The organism is Peribacillus sp. NPDC097198 (assembly GCF_044762055.1).
Classification (GTDB): Bacteria; Bacillota; Bacilli; order Bacillales; family DSM-1321; genus Peribacillus.
This window is the reverse complement of record NZ_JBIWDO010000015.1, coordinates 12,732-32,844: the sequence shown is the minus strand read 5'-3', so window position 1 is coordinate 32,844 and position 20,113 is coordinate 12,732. Positions and strand designations below refer to the sequence as shown.

14 protein-coding genes are annotated in these 20,113 nt (G+C 41.4%); 7 read left to right on the top strand and 7 right to left on the bottom strand.

What is annotated here, in order from left to right; translation table 11 throughout:
- Positions 1-58: 58 nt before the first annotated feature.
- Together ACIQXQ_RS18790 and ACIQXQ_RS18785 are read right to left on the bottom strand one after the other, a co-directional pair.
- Complete coding sequence (locus tag ACIQXQ_RS18790) at positions 59-1,786, bottom strand: glycine betaine ABC transporter substrate-binding protein (RefSeq protein ID WP_402959468.1); 1,728 nt, start codon at positions 1,784-1,786, stop codon at positions 59-61.
- Positions 1,783-3,003 (bottom strand): quaternary amine ABC transporter ATP-binding protein, encoded by a 1,221-nt coding sequence (locus ACIQXQ_RS18785; protein WP_402875515.1) that lies wholly within the window; start codon positions 3,001-3,003, stop codon positions 1,783-1,785. Before ACIQXQ_RS18785 ends, ACIQXQ_RS18790 begins: the two co-directional genes overlap by 4 nt.
- Positions 3,004-4,043: 1,040 nt before the next feature.
- Here ACIQXQ_RS18785 and ACIQXQ_RS18780 point away from each other — a divergent pair.
- The 7 genes from ACIQXQ_RS18780 to ACIQXQ_RS18750 all read left to right on the top strand — a co-directional run bounded on the left by ACIQXQ_RS18780 (position 4,044) and on the right by ACIQXQ_RS18750 (position 13,384).
- The gene (locus ACIQXQ_RS18780) at positions 4,044-4,805 is read left to right on the top strand and encodes a 2-keto-4-pentenoate hydratase (protein ID WP_402959466.1); all 762 of its coding nucleotides are present in this window, start codon (positions 4,044-4,046) and stop codon (positions 4,803-4,805) included.
- Positions 4,806-5,108: 303 nt separating this feature from the next.
- Positions 5,109-6,158: a 2,3-butanediol dehydrogenase gene (locus ACIQXQ_RS18775; RefSeq protein WP_402959463.1), complete on the top strand. Its 1,050-nt coding sequence runs from the start codon at positions 5,109-5,111 to the stop codon at positions 6,156-6,158.
- 336 nt (positions 6,159-6,494) lie between these two features.
- Positions 6,495-8,462, top strand: coding sequence for a sigma-54-dependent Fis family transcriptional regulator (locus ACIQXQ_RS18770; RefSeq protein ID WP_402959461.1), 1,968 nt, complete (start codon positions 6,495-6,497; stop codon positions 8,460-8,462).
- A gap of 271 nt (positions 8,463-8,733) precedes the next feature.
- Complete coding sequence (gene lpdA, locus ACIQXQ_RS18765; RefSeq protein ID WP_402959459.1) at positions 8,734-10,086, top strand: dihydrolipoyl dehydrogenase; 1,353 nt, start codon at positions 8,734-8,736, stop codon at positions 10,084-10,086.
- Between the two features lie 24 nt (positions 10,087-10,110).
- Positions 10,111-11,058, top strand: a complete 948-nt coding sequence (locus ACIQXQ_RS18760; RefSeq protein ID WP_402875505.1) for a thiamine pyrophosphate-dependent dehydrogenase E1 component subunit alpha — start codon at positions 10,111-10,113, stop codon at positions 11,056-11,058.
- Positions 11,059-11,075: 17 nt separating this feature from the next.
- Entirely contained in the window at positions 11,076-12,131 is a 1,056-nt protein-coding gene (locus tag ACIQXQ_RS18755) for an alpha-ketoacid dehydrogenase subunit beta (protein ID WP_402875503.1), read from the top strand.
- Positions 12,132-12,145: 14 nt separating this feature from the next.
- Complete coding sequence (locus ACIQXQ_RS18750) at positions 12,146-13,384, top strand: dihydrolipoamide acetyltransferase family protein (RefSeq protein ID WP_402875501.1); 1,239 nt, start codon at positions 12,146-12,148, stop codon at positions 13,382-13,384.
- 118 nt (positions 13,385-13,502) lie between these two features.
- On the opposite strand, the gene ACIQXQ_RS18745 is transcribed toward ACIQXQ_RS18750, so the two are convergent.
- The 5 genes from ACIQXQ_RS18745 to ACIQXQ_RS18725 all read right to left on the bottom strand — a co-directional run bounded on the left by ACIQXQ_RS18745 (position 13,503) and on the right by ACIQXQ_RS18725 (position 19,991).
- The gene (locus ACIQXQ_RS18745) at positions 13,503-14,135 is read right to left on the bottom strand and encodes a DUF305 domain-containing protein (protein ID WP_402959457.1); all 633 of its coding nucleotides are present in this window, start codon (positions 14,133-14,135) and stop codon (positions 13,503-13,505) included.
- Between the two features lie 259 nt (positions 14,136-14,394).
- Complete coding sequence (locus ACIQXQ_RS18740) at positions 14,395-15,591, bottom strand: M14 family zinc carboxypeptidase (protein ID WP_402959455.1); 1,197 nt, start codon at positions 15,589-15,591, stop codon at positions 14,395-14,397.
- Between the two features lie 304 nt (positions 15,592-15,895).
- The gene (locus ACIQXQ_RS18735; protein WP_402875493.1) at positions 15,896-16,732 is read right to left on the bottom strand and encodes an aminoglycoside 6-adenylyltransferase; all 837 of its coding nucleotides are present in this window, start codon (positions 16,730-16,732) and stop codon (positions 15,896-15,898) included.
- Between the two features lie 365 nt (positions 16,733-17,097).
- On the bottom strand, positions 17,098-17,343 hold the full coding sequence (locus ACIQXQ_RS18730; protein ID WP_402959453.1) for a hypothetical protein: 246 nt from the start codon (positions 17,341-17,343) through the stop codon (positions 17,098-17,100).
- Positions 17,331-19,991, bottom strand: coding sequence for an endo-1,4-beta-xylanase (locus ACIQXQ_RS18725; RefSeq protein ID WP_402959451.1), 2,661 nt, complete (start codon positions 19,989-19,991; stop codon positions 17,331-17,333). The genes ACIQXQ_RS18730 and ACIQXQ_RS18725 overlap by 13 nt, the downstream gene beginning before the upstream one ends.
- Between the last annotated feature and the right edge of the window lie 122 nt (positions 19,992-20,113).

The following is a 20,113-nucleotide window of genomic DNA, read 5'->3' as shown; positions in this document are numbered from 1 at the left end:
GCCTCTTTGTTTTTGCGAAATTCAATGGAATAAGGACTTATTAGACAGCCCCTTTCCTTTATTTCAAGTCTTCAACAGAATCAATATCGACGTAATCTGGCACAACCAAACCATTCTTCGTTCCTTTAAGGTTTGGTCCTAAATCGATGATATCTTCTTTATATTTATTGTAATATTCAAGATGCGTTCCTGGAAGCCATGCCGCAACAAATGCATCCGCACTTCCATTTGCAACGCCAGCAAACATTGGTCCCACTTCAACTTGGCTTAGTGTTACATCATAGCCATTCTTTTCGAGAACCTTGCCAATCACATTTGTACTGGCTATTTCCGTATCCCAGGCCACATACACAAGATTGATACTTTCACCATTTCCTGCTTTTGTACCTTTTGTCCATTCAGACACTTTATCAGGATTTGCACTGATCCATTTTTCCGCTGCTTCAGATGGAGACTTGCCCCCAGCAACTTCGACCATCACATCTTCCATATCACCCGTTTCCCAGAAGAATTGATCTAGGATTTTATACGCCCCAGGCGCATCCTTTTCGAGTCCTTGTCGAGCAATGGTATTAATGTTTTCAGCACCGCCAAAGGATTTATTCGGATCGTCAAGATACTTCAAATCGTATGTTGAGAACATCCAATGCGGTGACCAACCCGTAACGATAATCGGTTCTTTCTTATCAATCGCTTTCTTCAATTCCGCAACCATCGCGGCTGAAGAACCTTCGACAAGATTCCAGTTGTCCAAATCGTAATCTTCGATAGCCGTTTTGGTTAATTTCATCAAACCGGCTCCCGGCTCGATACCGATGATTTCATAATTGGTCTGTTCACCAAAGTTATTTGTACCGCCTTGCATGACTTCTTCTTTTTTCAAGATTGTAAATAACGCCGTACCGACCACAAGGATCGCAAGAACTGAGAAAAATACTTTCTTGCTAAGAAGCTTGCCATACGCTGGTTTACGCAGGTTTTGCGTGATGCGATCGAGAATGATGGCAATGATAACAATCGACAAGCCCGCTTCAAAGCCTTGTCCGACGTTAATTTGGCTTACTGCCCGGTAAACATCTGCCCCAAGGCCAGGTGCACCGACCAAGGAAGCCGTAACGACCATAGAAAGGGCAAGCATGATGCTTTGGTTAACTCCCGCCATAATTGTTGGCATCGCCAATGGCAATTGTACCTTGAATAGCTTTTGGCTACTCGTTGAACCGAAAGCATCCGTTGCTTCAATCAAATCATTGGGCACTTCCTGAATGCCAAGACTCGTCATTCGAATCGTTGGTGCGATGGCAAAAATGAACGACGCGATGATCCCTGGCACGACCCCTATTCCAAAAAACAGGATGGCCGGAATCAAGTAAACGAATGCAGGCATCGTTTGCATGAAATCCAGAACGGGTGTCACGATTCTTCTTACCGTCTTACTCTGTGCACTCCAGATACCGACTGGGATCCCTATCAGAATGGTGAGGAACCCTGATAATAAAACGATAGCAATCGTTTGTATGCTTGAGTCCCAATATCCTAGATTATCAATTAATAATAAGCTAACGAACGTAAATATTCCTAACGGCCATTTGCTTGTATAGGCAACTAAAAGAGTTAAAACAATAATCAATACGATGGAAGGTCCAACACTCATCACATCTACTAAGAGGTTCAATAACCCTTCGATCGCATTCGTTATAAGAGTAAATAATCCGGCAAATGCAATCGTTATCCAGTCCACTAAAGAGTCGACCCAAGCGCCTAATGGGATTTTGGGTATATTCATTGAACTTCACTCTCCATTTCTATCAGTTCATTCAATGAATCTTTATTACCTGCCAATGCCCCAATGACGGCACCACGGACAATGATTCCTTTTATTCTTCTCTTATCATCAATGACTGAAATCGGCAGACTGGAAGTTGCCATCACGTCCATAAGGTTTACAAGTAATTCTTCCTCAGGAACCGTCGGGATATCCGTTGACATCACCTCAGAAATAGATTGGTCATTTCTCAATGCCTGGCGTGCTTGCTCTGCCGACAAAGCCCCTAATAAGACTTGCTTACGATCTACGACGAATATGCTGGAATAACCTTGTTTGCGCATGATCTCAAGGGCAACCCTTGGACCACGGTCCACTGCGATTTTCTCAGGCCGCTTCATCACGTGAGATGCGGTAAGCACCTTGGATAAGTCCACATCTTCAACAAACTTCTCGACAAACTCATTAGCCGGGTTCATCATGATTTGTTCTGGTGTTCCCAGTTGGATGACGCTTCCGTCTTTCATAAGCGCAATCCTATCCCCGATTCTTAATGCCTCATCAAGATCATGGGTAATGAAAATGATCGTCTTTTTGTATTGCTCTTGAATTTCTAGCAATTCATCCTGCATGTCTTTACGGATCAACGGATCAAGCGCACTAAAGGCCTCATCCATCAACAAGACATCAGTATCGCTTGCAAGCGCACGTGCAAGACCGACCCTTTGTTGCATCCCGCCGCTAAGTTGTGAAGGCATCTGTTCTTCATATCCCTTTAACCCAACCGCTTCTAGCGCACTCATGGCTTTTTCACGTCGGATTTTCACATCCACCTTTTGAATTTCCAGCCCGTACTCGGCATTTTCCAGTATCGTTTTATGAGGGAATAAAGCAAAGTTTTGAAAAACCATGCTAATTTTCTGTTGCCTAACTTTTCTTAAGCGGGCCGCATTCATCTTTACAATATCTTCATTTTCGATTAGGATTTCGCCTAAAGTTGGATCAATCAATCGATTGAACATACGGATCAAAGTCGATTTTCCACTTCCGGATAACCCCATGATCACGAAAATTTCACCGGGATAAATTTCAAAATTGACGTTATTCACACCAACCGTTTGACCCGTTTCTTTCAAAATTTCCTTCTTTGACTTGCCTTGCTTCAATAAATCCGTAGCTGCTTTTGGGGATTTCCCAAAAATTTTCGAAACATTTCTGACCTCTACATATGGCTTCATTCAGTCACCTCGTTAGTTTGTTGACCATATGATGTTCAGTTCTGCTGTTTTCCTCATCTTGTGATGAGTCATCATGATTGTATAATTCTACTCTCTTAAGCTAGTCCAACCTGCACTTTCACACGAACGTCAAAAGGGGGAATGACGTAACATAATGGGTAAAACGTTACACTGTATACCAAAACGAACGCACTGAAAAATACTTAACATTCACATAATTAGTCCTGGTCATATGTGTAAAATAATTGAGTTTTTTTAGTAGAAAAAAGAGGTGCGATAGTAGAATACATGGTTATCATTTAGAGTTTTCCTTAGACCACAATCAAGTATGTGTCCCTAATAAAGACAGAAGTGGCCAAATTAAGCGGTGGTTGTCCTAAACCACAACACATTAAGAAAAACACGTTTACAATGACCATGATTCATCGCTTGATCATTTACGTGTGATTATTTGAGCATTTCAAGTAGAAAAAAAAGGAGTAATCACAACTGAGGATAGTTGCAGAAACGGTGTATACCGACTGACATTTAAATGGTTTTTTACTTGGATTTTTTTGTTCGTCCCATCCCTAGGACTAAACGTTTATCCCTAAAGTACTTAATAACCTTAACAAAGATTGAAATAAGATTCAAATGAAGCGTAGTGTAAACCGTGATGATACCTGGCTTAATTGCATGATAAGATCCCACTATTCTCACGCGGATAATTTGCTTCGATTACCCTCGGTTAACTTTGACGTACCAACGGTGTAAGCCCTTACCGAAAAACCGCGTAATTGGTTCCGTACCGAAGACGTAAAAAGTTTTTTTAAAAAAATGAAATTGTTTCACATTTTTGGGTAAATCCTACGGGTTGATTTGGATAAAATTAGTAGGCGATTAGATGGATTCTACAACCCATCTAACCAGGTTTTTCAAACAAAAACGTTTAAGGCATTCCATGATTTCTATTTCACTGGTTTTCTGGCAGAAAGAATAAACTCTTCCTTTTAAAAAATGTTAGAATAGTATTAATATTCAATTAGAAGGGATGGGATAGAATGATTAAGGAAGTCTTTTTGAACAAATTGTCTGACTCCTACATACACGTAAAGGCATTGAAAAAGGACGTTTTTTCATCACATATCAGTTTGGAAGAAGCCTATCGAATTCAACATGCTTTCACTGCCGCAAAAAGAGCAAATGATGAATGCCTGAAAGGGTATAAAATCAGTATGACTAGTCCCGAAACACAAGCCTTGTTTAACGCCAAGGAACCGTTGTATGGACAGTTAACCGATAAACAAATAACCAATAAGATTTCTTTAAGTAAGCAAATGCTAAGTCCGCTGATCGAACTGGAGTTAGTCTTTATTGTCAAAGAGCCCTTGACTGCCGCTTCTACTGAAGAAGAAATAATCAACAAAACACAAATTGCTCCAGGATTAGAAGTTCCTGATTCCCGCTTTGAGGATTGGTTTCCTAAAATGCCAAAAGAACAGGTTTGCGCAGATGGGGCAGTTGGCGGAAAAGTAACCATCGGGGAAGCAAAAGACTACACCTACACTGATATAGACAATATCAATGGCAAGTTGCTCTTCAATGGACAAACCATTGATGAAGGTACATCTTCGGTTGTAATGGGGCATCCGCTCAAGGCCATCATGTGGCTACTTGAAAAACTCGGGCAACATAATTTAACACTCGAACCAGGCATGTTCGTATCATCTGGCACATTCATCCTACCAAAAACACTAGAAATCGGGATGTATACTGGTCAATTCGAAGGAATCGGCTCCGTTACGTTATCGGTTACGGAATAAATAAGGACCGCAATGTCTCAGTGAAAAAGGGAAAGGCCTCAAAAGCCTCTCCCCTCTCCATGTATCTAATTCGAAAACGCCTCTCCCATATTTTTTCTCAACATACCCCTATCCAGCAATTTGATTGAACCCGTTCAATAACTCTCGTAAGATCACTTTCGAAGTGCTTAAGACTACTACCCTATCATCCAAAACTTCTCGTTTACTAGACTCTACTGAGAATTGAAAGAAAATTACGATAATAGTATACTGATTTTGAGATTCAGTGGTAATAAAATCCATACTACAAAAGGAAGTGTCAATATGAAAGCGCTCAGATGGCATAATACTAAAGATTTAAGATTAGACAATATCGAAGAGCCACATGCAAAAAAAGGCGAAGTTAAACTTAAAGTCGAGTGGTGTGGAATTTGTGGGAGTGACTTGCATGAGTATACGGCAGGACCCATATTCATCCCAGCGGAAGAACCACATCCTTTAAGCGGGGATAAAGCTCCGATTGTTATGGGGCATGAGTTCTCTGGAAAAGTCATTGAAATTGGTGAAGGCGTCACTAAAGTAAAGGCCGGGGATCGCGTTGTTGTGGAACCCATCTATTCATGCGGTGAATGTGATGCATGCAAACAAGGGAAATACAACCTTTGCAACAAAATGGGGTTCTACGGACTTGCTGGAGGCGGAGGCGGATTTTCCGAATACACTTCTGTTCCAGAACATATGTTACATAAACTTCCTGAAACTGTTTCATATGAGCAAGGAGCACTTGTCGAGCCCTCAGCTGTGGCTCTTCATGCTGTAAAACAAAGCAAACTACAAGTTGGCGATAAAGCTGCCGTCTTTGGAACTGGCCCAATCGGTTTATTGGTTATTGAAGCCCTTAAAGCAGCCGGAGCGGCGGAAATCTATGCGGTCGAGTTATCGGAACAACGTAGACAGAAAGCAGAAGAACTTGGAGCCATCGTAATTGACCCAAATAACGGAGATGTTGTAGAACAAATTCAAAACCTTTCAAATGGTGGAGTGGATGTTTCTTATGAAGTCACAGGAATCCCACCAGTCTTAACACAAGCCATCAACTCCACTACATTCAATGGTGAGACGATGATTGTAAGTATTTTTGAAAAAGAGGCCCCCATTCATCCGCAAAATATCGTTCTGAAAGAACGTACAGTAACGGGTATCATTGGCTATCGTGATGTATTTCCAGCTGTCATAAGCTTAATGGCACAAGGATACTTCCCTGCCGACAAACTAGTAACTAAGCGTATCACGCTTGATAATGTAATCGAAGATGGCTTCGAAGGTCTATTAAAAGAAAGAAACCAAATAAAAATATTAGTCCAAGCTAAATGAGATGAAAATCCGTTAAAGAATGTTCGGATAGATGAACTGGATAGTCTAATGACTATCCAGCAACATGATCTTTATTCATTCCTTCCTGTTTTATCTATATGTAATTGCTTAACTTCTTCGTTATTGAACACTTCACCAAGTTTACGATGGACCAAAAGAAGCTAAACGCTTGTCTACTTCATTCAATACCAATTCTTCATCTTCTATAGATCTAAACCCGCTTTAGTTTGGTCCTTTTTGATAATATCTTCTAGCTATCGTTAATTTAAATGGCTGGAACAAGTTGTTTTAAATTAACGAGATACACCTAAGTAACTATATGATGGAGGACATTCAATGAATCAGACACTTAGAAGAGCTATTGTTGAATCCCAAGAATACAACCTTTCCACGAAAAGCGCTTGGAACCTTTACCAAGAAAAAGGACAGTATCCTGATAAAAGCATCCGGGCTGAGATTTTCGATTCATGGGAAAATTCCAAGAAACTAGGCATCAGCCCATTCCAGAATAAAATTAATGAGATCATTAGCCCAAACACTTTGAAGACTCGGCTCGATAAAAACGAGCAATTGCTTTCATTCGCTACCCCGAAAATAAACAGTTTGTCAGATATCCTACATGACTCTAAAACGATGCTTTCCATTACGGATAAACATGGTACTATTCTGCATTCCTCCGGTGAAAAGGGTGTCTTGGAAAATGCTGAGCGGATTAGTATTTTCACGGGGGGCACCTGGAGTGAAACATCTGCAGGAACAAACGCGGTAGGAATGGTGTTGAAGACGAAACAACCTTCTCGAGTTTTGTTTTCTGAACACTTCTGTGAAAAAAATCATGATTGGTATTGTGTCGCCTCCCCCATTTTGGATCCTTTTACAAACGAGCTAATAGGAATCATCAATATTGCAGGTTGCTCTAATCAAGTGCATCAACACACGATTGGGCTCGTCATTTCAGAAGTGAACAATATATCGAAATCTATTGATCGGCAATATCATGAGTATATTCTGCGTAATAATTTATTTTTGAATACAGCACTAGAAGGTGTGGAGGATGCCGTATTTGTAGTGAATACCGGAAAAAGCATTATAGAAAAAAATAGAGTGGCCAAATCGCATTCCATCCTAAAAGATGTTCAATCAATCATGCATCTCCCTGAATTAGATAGACTTGTTGATTCTGTCTTACTCTACGGACTGAGAATAAGAGAAGAAAAAGTAAGTCATGATGAAAACAAGCAAAAATTCATTTGCTCCATCTATCCCGTTACTTTCCAAGACGAACGGCTAGGTGCAGTCATATTTCTAAGAGAGAATTCAGCCTATCCATCTTCCATCGGACATACGCCTTCATCAGGCCGTTCCTTACATACTAAATCTACACGCTATAGCTTTGATGATATGGTCGGTTCCTCCAACGATTTTGTAGATGTCGTGAAAAAGGCGCGAAAGGCATCGTTAATCGATGCCACACTTTTCTTAACAGGAGAAACCGGGACGGGAAAAGAAGTTTTCGCGCAGGCAATCCATCAGGCAAGCAACCGCCGAGATCAGCCTTTCGTAGCGATTAACTGTGGCGCCATCCCTCATGGATTATTTGAAAGTGAACTATTCGGTTATGAATCAGGGGCCTTTACCGGAGCTAAGGCGAAAGGCAATCCCGGGAAGTTCGAGCTGGCCCAAAAAGGGACAATCTTTCTTGATGAAATTGGAGATATGCCGCTTGATTTACAAGTTCATTTACTTCGAATACTCGAAGAGAGAGTCGTCACAAGAATTGGCGGAGATAAACCAATACCTCTCGATGTTCGTGTCATCGCTGCTACTCATAAAAATTTAGCGGAAGCGGTCAAAAAGGGAGAGTTCCGCGAGGATTTATATTATCGACTTTGCGTAATCCAAATGAGAATTCCTTCTTTGCGGGAAAGAATCCACGATGTTCCTGAGTTAGTCACCCAATTCATGGAGATCATGGGTGGTAAATTCGGAAAACAAGACATTCGGGTACACCCCGATACCATGGACTGCCTGACACAATACACATGGCCAGGAAACATAAGAGAATTAAAAAATGTTATCCAGCAAGCCCTATTCAATACGGAAGGAAATATAGTATTCCCCTTCGACCTTCCTCCTGAATTGGTTGAAAATATAGGGGAAAACGAGAAAGAGGCGCTTATTGAAGCCATGATCAGAGAAAACGGAAACATTACCAACGTTGCAAAGACCCTTTGCATTTCCCGCTCTACCATCTATCGAAAAATCAAGCAGTATCAACTGAAACCAGAAGATTGGCTTGGATAATTAAATAACATGCAACGACAAAAGCCCAAACTTATCCACTCACTGATAGAGTGATACAGTTTGGGCTTTTTCTGTGAGACATTGATACACTTACTTGTTTCATTGGAACAGTTCTATATAGGAGATGATGATCAAAATAATGGGTGATAACCATTGATATTCATGGAGATGAACGAAATTCCACCCCCCTGCTCTATGTTGGCACGCCACTTGCATAATGTATTAGTGTAGGAAAAATTCCACTTCAAGATGAAAGTCAGGTGATGTAAAGATGAAGGAATTTGACGTGATTATAATTGGCGCAGGTCCTGGAGGATATGTTTCTGCCATTCGGGCTGCACAGTTAGGAAAAAAAGTCGCCATCGTCGAGAAAAAGAAAATTGGCGGGGCCTGTCTTAATGTTGGCTGTATCCCTTCCAAGACACTATTAAAGCATGGAGAAATGATTGAAGAAATAAAAAAGGCAAATAGCTGGGGAATTGAAACGGGAGAGTTATCCATTAATTTCTCAAAACTGATGAAGCGTAAAGATCAAGTAGTGCAATCATTGACGAGTGGTGTGGAACATTTGTTAAAGACAAATAAAATCACTTTATTTCAAGGAGAAGCATCCATAACGGAGAACTTAATCGTTTCAATCGGTGATGACAAAATAAAAGGCCAAGATATTTTATTGGCAACCGGAAGCAAGCCCTTCATCCCTCCAATCAAAGGGCTGGATCAAGTGGATTACCTTACTACCGATTCATTTTTTGACCTGAAGGAATTGCCGAAAGCCATGGTGATCATTGGTGGTGGAGTCATTTCGGTAGAACTGGCTTTTGCCATGGCGCCATTGGGAACGAAAGTGACAATTGTCGAAGTTGCTCCTGACATTCTATTAACCGAAGATGTGGACGCACGAAAAATCATCAAAAAGGAATTGAAAAGGAAAAACATCCAAACCATCGTTAAGGCCGATATCCGGGAAGTGAAAAAAGATCAGGTTATATTAGCAGACCAAGAAATCTCCTATGATACCCTGCTAGTCGCAACCGGTAGAACCCCTAATATTGAGTTGGTACAAGACCTAAAAATAAAAATGGATGATACCAACAAGTTTGTGGCAGTCAATGAATACTATAAAACTAGTAAGAAACATGTTTATGCAGTAGGAGATTTAATCGGAGGCTATCAGTTGGCTCATGCGGCGAGTGCAGAAGGTCTAGTTGCAGTACATGCAATGAATGGCGAAGCTCCCCAACCCATAGATCAGACTGAAATCCCTAGATGCGTATATACTCATCCCGAAATTGCTTCATTTGGGCTAAGTGAAGAGCAAGCCAAGAATGCCAATTATGATGTAAGCGTCACCACCTCTCCCCTTTCTGGAAATGGAAAAGCCATTGCCATGGGAGAAACAGAAGGTTTTGTTAAAATCATCTCCGATCGTACATATCAGGAAATTTTGGGGGCGGTTATTGTCAGTGCCCACGCAACCGAGTTAATCGGGGAAATTTTGGCTGTGAAACACTCAGAAGGAACGATGAATGAGCTTGCAAGCCTTATACATGCACATCCTGCAGTGGCTGAAGCAATTGGAGAAAGCGCAAATGCATTATTCAAACAAGCGATTCATATGTAAACACCAAACAAGGAGGAATTACGAATGGAAAAGAATGAAGCACTTTGGATTTATCAAAAGATGAATGAAATCAGATTTTTTGAAGATGATGTACACCGCACCTTTGGAAAAGGTTTAATACCAGGATTTGTCCATTTATACGCGGGTGAAGAAGCCGTTGCAACCGGAGTGATGAGTTTATTGGATGACGAGGATTATATTACAAGTACTCACCGTGGACATGGACATGCCATTGCAAAAGGTTGCGATATCAATGGCATGATGGCTGAAATCATGGGAAAAAAAGATGGCCTGGGTGGAGGAAAAGGCGGCTCCATGCATGTTGCCGACGTTGATAAAGGAATGCTAGGCGCCAACGGGATTGTTGGTGGTGGGTTTGGACTAGCTGCCGGTGCAGCTCTTAGCATTAAGACATTAGGTCGAGACAATGTAGCTGTTTGCTTCTTCGGCGATGGTGCTTCAAATGAGGGTACGTTCCACGAAGGGCTAAATCTTGCTTCCATCTTAGATCTACCTGTTATCTTTGTGTGTGAAAATAACCAATTCGGCGAAGGCACGCCTTTTAGATATGCAAGTGCCTCTAAAACAGTGGTCGAAAGGGCTCCAGCTTATAATATGCCAGGTGTACGTGTGGATGGCATGGATGTCGAAGCCGTATACAACGCAACAAAAGAAGCGATTGAACGGGCCAAATCCGGTAAAGGTCCTACATTAATTGAATGCGACACATACCGGCAATATGGTCACTTTGAAGGGGACGAACAAAAATACAAGACGGATGAAGATCCCAATAAAGACCGTGATCCCATTCCTGAATTCCGTGAAAAAGCGATTAAAAATGGTTGGATGACTGCAGAAGAAGCGGATTCCATTGAAGCAGCGGCAGAAAAAACAATCAAAGAGGCAGCTGCTTTTGCGGAAGCGAGTCCATTACCGGATGAATCCACTCTATATACGGATATATTTGCATAAGAATAGGAGGAATTATAATGACGAATAGACAAATTACTTTTATGTCCGCTATTACAGAAGCGATGGCACAAGCGATGCGAAAAGATGAAACGGTTATATTAATCGGTACTGACGTTGCCGGGGGTGCTAAAGTAGACCACTTAGTTCAAGATGATGGTCGTCATGATGATGCATTTGGCGGTGTTTTCGGTTTATCTAAAGGACTGGTTTCAGAGTTCGGCCGTGGACGTATCATTGACACGCCTATTGCGGAACATGGTTATTTTAGTGCAGCGGTCGGTGCTGCCGCTACAGGTTTGCGCCCTATTTCTGAATTGATGTTTAACGACTTTATCGGGTTTGCTTTGGATCCCATTTTAAACCAGGGGGCCAAGATGCGGTATATGTTTGGCGGAAAGGCAAAAATCCCGCTTACTGTCCGGACCGTACACGGTGCGGGAGCAGGTGCTGCGGCTCAACACTCCCAAACATTATATGGAATGTTCGGTTCTATTCCAGGCGTTAAAGTGGTCGTTCCTTCCAATCCCTATGATGCCAAGGGTTTGATGTTAGCAGCAATTGAAGAAGATAATTTAGTCATTTTCTCAGAAGATAAATTGCTATATGGCATGAAAGGCGATGTGCCTGAAGAATACTACACGATTGAAATTGGTAAAGCGAATGTGACTAGAGAAGGAACGGACCTTACCATTGTAGCCATCGGCAAAATGGTTCAGGTAGCTCTTGAAGTTGCAGAAACATTAAATAAAGACAGAATCTCAGTTGAAGTAATTGATTTAAGAACGGTGGCACCATGGGATCAGGAGACCGTTTTGAAGTCTGTCAAAAAAACGGGACGGCTCATTGTCATTGATGAATCCAATCCACATAACAACACGGCTACGGATATTGCCTCGGTAGTTGCAGATAAAGCTTTCGATTATCTTGATGGCCCAATCAAAACCGTTTGTGCACCAAATACACCAGTTCCATTTGCTTCTAACCTAGAGAAAGCCTACATTCCAGATGCAAAAAAAGTGTTAACAGTTGCCGAAGAATTAATAGCTGATTTGAAAAAATACGTAACGAACTAGGAGGTGAACCTACTATGAGTGAAGCGATCGTAATGCCTAAATTAGGAATGACCATGACAGAAGGCACAATTGTGGAATGGTATAAAGAAGTGGGAGACTCAGTTAATAAAGGCGAACCCATTTTAATGATCAGTTCGGAAAAATTAAACCAAGACGTTGAAGCCCCGATAACGGGCGTTTTGTTAACTAAGAATGGTGAAGTGGAAGATGAACTGGAAGTCGGTGCCACGATCGCCGTGATCGGAGACGAGGGAGAAACGATTGTAACGGATGATTTACAGGCCGTTCAATCGGATTCCCCTGCTACCCCTGAAAGTTCGGAGGCTAGTGGTAATACAGCCGTATTAGTGAAAAACGAAGAAAAGACAAGTAAAGGCGACCGGACTTTCATTACTCCACTAGCTAAAAAGATGGCCAACGCTGAGAATTTGGATATTGATTTAATTAAAGGTACCGGTGGCAATGGTAGAATTACCAAACGGGATATTCAGCATGCATTAGCAAGCCGAGTGGACGATACTCCCCCTGCCCCACCTTCACCTACACCGGCAATTGCGGAAAATGTAGGGGAAGGACTTCCTCCAATGCGAAAAGCAATTGCTCGGAATATGCGGAGAAGTTTGGCACAGACGGCACAATTGACTTTACATCGTAAAGCCAATGCAGATCACTTGATCGATTTCCAGAAAGTGTTGAGGAAAGAAATTGAGTCAAGTGAATTAGATGTCAAACTCACTTTAACCGTGTTAATTGCAAGAGCAACTGTACTTGCTTTACAAGAGTTGAAGAAAATGAACTCTCTCTATCATGATGGCCAATTGACAGAGTTCGATGAGGTTCACCTAGGAATCGCCACTTCGCTAAAAGATGGCTTGTTAGTCCCTGTTATTAAGGATGCCCATCAAAAAACAATCGGCAGCCTAGCGAAAGAAATAAAGGAATTATCGGAAAAAGCCAAAAATGGAGAAGCGGGCGGAGACTTGCTTTCCGGCTCTACATTCACCATTACCAACTTAGGAGCCAGTGGAATCGAATACTTTACACCAATTTTGAATTCGCCAGAAACAGGCATTCTAGGGGTAGGAGCTTTTCAGGATGAACTGACCCTAACAGAAAATGGCACAGTCAAATCGGTTAAGAAAATTCCATTCAGTATAACCTTTGACCATCAAATTCTAGACGGTGCAAGCGCCGCAGAATTCTTAACAATTTTGATTAAATATATTGAATCTCCTTATCTATTAGTTCTTTAAGTTTTAAAAACATATAAAAATGTTTTCCAATTTCATCTTATCCCCTTCCATTTTCCCTATGGACCGGTGATGAAGCATAAAAGAGAAGCTGACCATAAAAGGTCAGCTTCTTGTACTTTTAGTGAATCGTCTTTACTAGATCTTTCATTTCTAAAAGTTGTTTTTGTTGAGTCGTGATGATGTTTTGGAGAATGGTTTTCAGTTCGGCATTTTGTGTATACTTCAAGATACTCTGGGACATTTTGATGGCACCTTCATGATGCGGAATCATTTCTTCCAGGAAGTCTTGATCGATATTCCCCGTTGGTTTGGCCTCTTCCATTGAGGCAATCATCGTTTTATAAATCGTTTGATAAGCTTTTAAGTAGGCGGCTTCTGCCTTCTGGTTTACTTGCGGATTCGTTTTTATTTTATTTCTAAGAGCTTCCATTTTCCCTATACCGGCAAGCTGATCTCGTATGATGTTTGCAGCTATCAGCTTGACCTGTTCATCATGGCCATATTTCAAGACATTTTCAGCCATCGATATCGCTGCTTCGTGATGGGGAATCATTTCATATAGAAAATCAAGACTAGGGTCACCTGTCTTAGGTGCTTGCTCCATTCCTTTTTTCATGACTTGCAGGATCCGTTGATAATTATCGTAATACGCTTTTTCCTCTAAACCTACCTCTGCATGTGCCTGAATGCTAAACATGCAGAGTATCAGTGTAAGAAAACCTATAGTGGCTGTTCGAGTACATACCCTCATGATTGTCCCCTCCTATATGTATGCATATTTTTATTTTGCAAAATGGAGGCTTATTTTATTCAAGGTAGAATGGCTTCTTCCATTCAGTCGGGGTCGGTTAAACGCTGGCTCTAGAGTAAATATGGTGTCTAAACTGGACCGAAGAAAAAATAAAGAGGCAGAAATGTCGTTATAACAACATTTCTGCCTCTCACTTCTTAAACGGATTGCTTATGACGGAACTACTTGTTCCTGAACGATAGGGCCGTCTTCCATATAATTAGATTCCCGGTTTAGACGAACTTTTAGGGATTTTTTCATAGTCTGTTGGATTAAGAGTATGAACCGATCCATCTGTCACACCAGAGATTATTCCCATAAGACCTGTTTCAACCGTTTTCACTAACTGACCTTTCTGTTTTTGCCCAAAGTTTTGTGTTTGTCCACTCACTTCAAATAGAACCGTACCACTTCCATTTAACGCAAACGCTCCTAAAGCAGTACCTGGCAGATCAACGGTTTGATCGTACAGTGAAATATTCGTAAACACAGAATTTCCTTTTGTTTGTAATGCATTATAGGCAGTAAGAGTTAACTGACGGGAGAAATCATATTTAAAGTTATCTGCATACTCTTTATACTTAGCCCCTGCAGGTGTGCTAGGATCGTTGACGAATTTTCCTGATATAGACATCGTCACACGGTCATCCGTTCCTTCGATATACGGGAACCCTTGGTGATGAAGATCGATAAAAACATCCACTTTACCGAATTTCGATTTTAACCCTTTATATATGTCACGTACCGTTTGTGATTCAGGTGTAATGAACCAGCCTGGCTTTTCAGATGCCCCTGGGAAGTCTTGAGGCTGTGGCACATAGTTTAAGTTTGGATTAAAGTCACGATTCACATCAAATCCCGGTTTGCTAGCATAGTCGTCTCCGGATCTTGGAGTCGTGTAATAATTCCAAGTTGGTTTAGCATTCGAGAGTTGTGGGAATTTCCCTACCACCTCTGACCATGTCATCTCATTTCCACGACGATCAAGCTCTGATCCATCTACGTTCATCATTGGTATAGCAACGATTGTTAGTTCATCAAGCATTTTTTTCACATCAGGTGAATTACTTTTACCTAGGTTTTCAAGAATGTTTAATAACGCAACCGTTCCTGTTTTTTCATTTCCATGAATTTCACTTTGGATAAGAACAACTTTTTTACCATGCCCTACCGTCACTTTGTGAATGGAACGACCTTGATTTGTTTGTCCAGCCACTTCCACTTTCACTTTCCCCTTACTCACTTGCTCAAGCTTATTTAACTTTTTTACAAGCTCATCATAATTAAGGAATGCTTCGATAGAAAGATTCGTTCCACCGGTCGGATTTGGTCCTCGTTCAGCGAAGCCGACATTCGGGCCAAGTAATGTTGCAGCTACTATTGTTGAACTTAGAACCTTTATAAACTTCTTTTTCACTTCCATTCCCCTATTCTGAATATTATTTATTAGTTAGTACATTCTATTAATCCCTCATTTTTCCTTTTAAACTATGATAAACACCTAGAAAGACCTACCTGTTTTAACGGCACCTATGTCCTTTTTCACAGAGACTAACTTTTTACGATAAATAAAAAAGAATCCATTTTGAGCAAAGGTTGATCAAAATGGATTCTTATCTATTCATGTTGTGCTTATTTAGTTCGAGCATTTTCCTTACCTGTTTGCTTTTCAATCGTGCATATATGACGAAAATATCCCACCTGTTAGTAGATACCTTAGTTTAGTTTTTAGTAAGGTATTGTTTTACCTTATTCGCATCTTTATAAGGATATTGATATTCAAGATTACTAGCTACTTCAATCGCTACTTGCTCAAACAAGGCAATGGTTTCAAACAATGCATGCCACACCTGTTCATAATCTCCGGTAGGATAGGTTTTCATCAATCTTTTCCACATCTCATTATTAAGATAACGCTTCAAATACTTACTATTTTCCCCTACACTCAAAGAAAAATTTGTTTCTATACCAACTTTCCACTCAAGCATGGTTAGTAACATTTCTCTTACACCGTTTAAGTGGTCATAAGCGTAGAGTATCTCTTGTCTCCATAACCCTTTTGCTACATAAGTGGAAACCCACCAAAATTCATTACAACAATCTGCAAAAAATTCAGCCGAAGGCTTTTTTACCCAGTACTCTTTATCCGTTGGTTCAGAGAGCTTAGGCATATTCCCATCTTTATCTAATAAAATAACGGTTAATCCTTCTTCTAAACAATATTTCTCTTTTTCCTCAATCGGAACCAGCATTAAATCAAGTCGATTACCATCCTCGAATAACATTAAGTAGGTGAATCTCCCATCCAATTCAGGTGGAAACATCACCATATCCTCTGGTGTTTGCATGATAATTCTTTTCCCAAACACATTTACCCAATCAGGATTAAAAAGAAACGATTGTACGTCAGATACAAGATAGACCATATCATAATCTCTTAAAGTATCTTTCGGTACATTAGAATTTGTCCGAGAACCATTCATGGCAACAGCTCTTACTCTCTCATCTCTCTCAGCAACTCGTAATATCAATTCCATCATTTCTTTTTCTGAACGCATTTATTCTCCTCCGACTATTTTATTCTTTATACGCATTCCTTATAGATGGGCCTCACTATTAAAGTACAGGTTAGCAGATTCTAGCCCCCATAACAAAAAAGGCCATCGTCAATCAGAGAGATCTTTCTCTTTTATTAACACGCAAAAGGGCGCGCAAATGATATTAAGGGAGATAGCGAGACTCCAAAAAGTTTAGGACATTCCATTATAAATAAAATGATGAATATTTACGTTCATATACAAAGAAACCTCCTATCAGTTCATTAAACTGATAGGAGACCTTCCACTTAAAAAGCTATTTGGGTAAGCATCATTTCTCATTACCCATTGCTTTATCAAGAAATACAATTTTCCCTGATTGCTGATTAATCCTTCACAATATAACATTTTCGAATCTTGTCGTTGCCTTTAGTCTCCACGTAAACCTTATAAGGTCCCACTTGATATACGTCTGTGGCATTGTTCTTGATTAGTATCTCCTCAGTGAAGTTCTCCGTCGAACCATCGGAATATGACTCTTTAACGCTGATTTTCAGCCTGTTCTGCTTACCATTCAGTTTCCCTACCGTAGCCAACGGCGTCGCCTTGTCGACAGTGACTACCGGCAGCATTGCGCACCAAGTATTTTGGTGCCATCATAGATAACGACTGCATAATTCGCGCCGGGGTCAACATCGCTGCCTTTAACGCTGATTGTCGCTTTGCCTTTTGCGAATTTCGCGGTAGCTACTGAAACACCATCCTTTACCAATACTGCTTTGGAACCGTCAGGGACATCCGCTGTGACGGGGATTTTGGTGTCACGATCTCTCACGATACGCTCCACCGGTGCTAGGCTAATTTCCACGCCCAGATTGGTTGAGTCTTCGTATAAATAGTTGGACACGTACTCATACAGCTTCACACGACTATTGTCTGCATAATTTTCCAATGGCTCCGTTCCTCCTTGGCCAATGAAACCGTTTTCATTACCATGCAGTGCATAGGTGTAATGGTTGGAACCCGTATGGGAAAATAGTGTCGTCTCACCTGTATCGGGATCTATGCTGGTATTAAACCATACCGCCCGATCTAGTGCACGATCACCAATAGTTGTGTCTGTCCGTAAAGGAGCCGTATCGTCATTGCTCAAATCCCGCCACAAAATAGTGGGGGCGACAAGTCCGCCGTGAACTAGACTCAACATTGTGTATCCCTTGTATCCCTTCGCTTTTGTGTATGGTCCCGGGTCGGGGCTGGCACTCTCTTTAAAGATAAATCTCATATTATCCTGAATCTGCTTCGGCTCTTTAATAATGTCGTCCTCTATCGTGACAGGAGTACCCGCAATACCTCGTTTGGGGGTGGTCACACCGCCAGTGGCCGGGATAGATGGTACATTCCTATTGGTCAGGGCCAAGCTTGAGTTGGATGAGACAACGATATATGTCTTACCGGATTCAATCGTTTTGGCCAATCTCCAAAAATTTTCCGGAACATTGAAGTCTGTAACACGCGCTGGAATAATGGGAACCCAGTTTTGATCCCAAAGAGATTTCTTCAAGGTCATTGTTTTCAAATCATCAGCGTCTATACTTTTATCTGTTTGAATAGTGAGCGTGCCACCTGTATGTTTTGGTAAGGGCTTAAATTCCTTACTGTTGAGCATGGCTTGCTTACCGTTGTCCTTATTATAGAACGCCTGAAATAATTTGAGTTTACTTTTACCATCACTAAAGCGGATATTGACGGAGGAGCGGAAGCCCGTATCCGTATAGTTTTGGTCCTTCTCCCATTCAGCGGTCATATGCCCGAAGTGTATTATATACTTCGTTGATCTATTCGGGTTTTCCTTCCTGGCTATCTCTACCGTCGCCACGGCTGGCTTCCCGTTGCTCACCGCTCCACTTGCAGGGTCGAGCTTAACTTTGACGTCAACTTCATCGTTGTCGTATTGATGTGCGACATTGGAAGCGGAGAAGTCAATGTTTGATACGCTCTTTGGTACGTTAACATCCAATTTGGTTTTACCCTCGACATTGAAAACATCATCCCCGAATTTAAATGAGGTGAGCTTTGGCGGCAACTCATCAAGTCCTAGATAGGCCTCCGGATTTATTATGGCCCAATACGCTTCTTTAGGGGCACGCTTGGAGTCGAATGGCAACGGGTAACCCGTGCTGCGCCAGCTGTTATTATCGGCCACACCCCAGAATGTAACACGTTCTATATTATCGGAATACTTCTTATATAACATGAACAGCTTGGCGTACAATACCGCTTGCTCCTTCAATTGCTCTTTGGTAGGCGGAACCTCGGATGAAGTACCGTTAAATTGTACGTCGAGTTCAGTTATACTAATCTCCAACCCGGTTTCACTATATATCTTTAATACTTCCTCTAAATTATCCACATTGAGTCTGAGGTTGTAATGCCCTTGTATCCCGATGCCCTCAATCAGTTTCCTGCCATTTGCCTCAGGGTGTTCATTCGCATATTTTTGGTTGAGTTCCTTGGCCATTGAGGCAATAGCGATTGCTTTGTTGGGGATTTCTTCGTCGTTAAAATCATTGTAGTAGAGAATGGCGTCCGGATCAGCCTCACGCGCGAACAAGAAGGAATCATAGATATAATCCCAACCATTTCCGCCGTTAGCGTAAGCATCAAACCATCTTGATGGACGTTCTATTGGATTAATGTCAGAGCGAAGCGCCTTCCGCCAGTCGGTCGGGTTTTCTGGATTATCCCTCATTGCTTCGTTAACAACGTCCCAGGTGTCGAGCTTATAAGAGCCCTGACTAAAGTGCCCGGCGATTGTCGATATATACTTTTGTAAGCTCGCCCGGGCCTCGGTATAATTCAGACCAGCAGGCGGCCAGCCAGCCGACTGATTATGCCACGCCAACGCGTGTCCAATCGTATAGAAACCGTCAGCATTAACTTGGGTTAACAATTTGTCGGCTGTTGTGAATGAAGGTTCGCTAGTTGCATTGGGCCAAATGGAGTCCGGTTTCGTAGCATTTTCAGGCGTCAGCGCATTATAGTGGAATTTCATAAAATCATACTTCGCTGAATCGGTTAAGTCGCCCGGACTTACAGTATTCCCAATAAGGAAATAGTCTTTGTAGACATCTTTCAGTGACACGACCTCTGCCTTTGAAGCATCCTTAACCTCAGCCGCTGAAGCATGGTTTACCTGCATTGCGGTATCGATAAAAAAAATTATGGTAAAAGCCAGCGTTAAAAAATACGTCAGAAGCTTTCTAGCTTTTCTCTTCAAAAAATCATTCCTTTCATAATTTAAATTTCTCTTTTTTTATTCTCCATTACCCCAAGTAGCCAAATAGTCGATACATGACATGACATGTCCTTTGCCTCTTTGTGGTCCCCTATTTTGCTCTG

Coding starts and splice junctions, on each gene's coding strand:
- ACIQXQ_RS18790 (WP_402959468.1), bottom strand. CDS start 1,786: ATGAATATACCCAAAATCCCATTAGGCGCTTGGGTCGACTCTTTAGTG.
- ACIQXQ_RS18785 (WP_402875515.1), bottom strand. CDS start 3,003: ATGAAGCCATATGTAGAGGTCAGAAATGTTTCGAAAATTTTTGGGAAA.
- ACIQXQ_RS18780 (WP_402959466.1), top strand. CDS start 4,044: ATGATTAAGGAAGTCTTTTTGAACAAATTGTCTGACTCCTACATACAC.
- ACIQXQ_RS18775 (WP_402959463.1), top strand. CDS start 5,109: ATGAAAGCGCTCAGATGGCATAATACTAAAGATTTAAGATTAGACAAT.
- ACIQXQ_RS18770 (WP_402959461.1), top strand. CDS start 6,495: ATGAATCAGACACTTAGAAGAGCTATTGTTGAATCCCAAGAATACAAC.
- lpdA (WP_402959459.1), top strand. CDS start 8,734: ATGAAGGAATTTGACGTGATTATAATTGGCGCAGGTCCTGGAGGATAT.
- ACIQXQ_RS18760 (WP_402875505.1), top strand. CDS start 10,111: ATGGAAAAGAATGAAGCACTTTGGATTTATCAAAAGATGAATGAAATC.
- ACIQXQ_RS18755 (WP_402875503.1), top strand. CDS start 11,076: ATGACGAATAGACAAATTACTTTTATGTCCGCTATTACAGAAGCGATG.
- ACIQXQ_RS18750 (WP_402875501.1), top strand. CDS start 12,146: ATGAGTGAAGCGATCGTAATGCCTAAATTAGGAATGACCATGACAGAA.
- ACIQXQ_RS18745 (WP_402959457.1), bottom strand. CDS start 14,135: ATGAGGGTATGTACTCGAACAGCCACTATAGGTTTTCTTACACTGATA.
- ACIQXQ_RS18735 (WP_402875493.1), bottom strand. CDS start 16,732: ATGCGTTCAGAAAAAGAAATGATGGAATTGATATTACGAGTTGCTGAG.
- ACIQXQ_RS18730 (WP_402959453.1), bottom strand. CDS start 17,343: ATGCTGCCGGTAGTCACTGTCGACAAGGCGACGCCGTTGGCTACGGTA.